Below are 831 nucleotides of genomic sequence, written 5' to 3'. Positions count from 1 at the left end.
GTCGCGCCGCTCGCTCCTGGAGCGGGCACTCCCACCGGCACCGTCACCTTCACCTTCGGCGACGGCACCACCCCCGCTACCGTGCCCCTGACCGGCGGCACAGCCACCGTCACCCGCCCCTACACCAGTAGGTCCAGTGGCCTGTTCACCGTCACCGCTACCTACCTCGGAGACACCAGCTTCAATGGCTCCAGCGGCACCGACCCGCACACCGTGAACCGGGCGCTGTCGACCACCACGGTGGTTTCCTCCCCGGACCCGTCGGCCCCCGGACAGGCCGTGAACGTCACGGCGACAGTCACAGCCGTCCCGCCGGGCGCGGGCACTCCCACCGGCTCCGTGACTTTCGTCGTGGGAAACCGCTCGCCCGTCAGCGCTCCCCTCGTCAACGGCAGCGCCACCCTCTCCGTCACCCCTCCCTTGAGCGTAGGCACCCACACCATCACCGCCACCTACACCGGCAGCACGGACTTCAACAGCTCCAGCGGCACCGACAAGCACACCGTCACGGCCTGATCCGAGTGCTGCGCACGGGTCCGTCAAACGGCCTGTGGGCTGCCTGGTTCAAGACGTGTCCTCTGTGCGTATCGGGAGCACCCGTGGGGTCTGTGTAGTGAACGGTGGAACTCGGTCGGTTTTCTTCAGCGTCGTCCGGCGGTGAGCCGGCCGTCGAAGGTGATGTCGAAGGCTTGGAGTGCGGCCTTCCAGCGCATGGTCCAGCGTTTGCGTCCGGTGCCGGTCGGGTCCAGGCTCATGACGGCCAGGTAGACGCATTTGAGGGCGGCCTGGTCGGTGGGGAAGTGCCCTCGGGCCCGGACGGCCTTGCGGATC

General features: G+C 68.4%; 1 protein-coding gene and 1 pseudogene. One reads left to right on the top strand and one right to left on the bottom strand.

Annotated features, from left to right (window positions below):
- Positions 1–516 (top strand): Ig-like domain-containing protein (locus G3I77_RS40395; protein WP_248512443.1); only part of this gene is annotated, 516 nt, incomplete at its 5' end.
- Positions 517–641: 125 nt separating this feature from the next.
- Here the strand turns inward: G3I77_RS40395 and G3I77_RS40390 are convergent.
- Positions 642–831, bottom strand: a pseudogene (locus tag G3I77_RS40390) (IS256 family transposase); the annotation flags it as partial.

It is taken from the genome of Streptomyces sp. D2-8 (assembly GCF_023184515.1).
In the GTDB taxonomy this organism is placed as follows: Bacteria; Actinomycetota; Actinomycetes; order Streptomycetales; family Streptomycetaceae; genus Streptomyces.
Note: the sequence above shows the minus strand (reverse complement) of the source record. Positions and strands in the feature narration are given on the sequence as shown.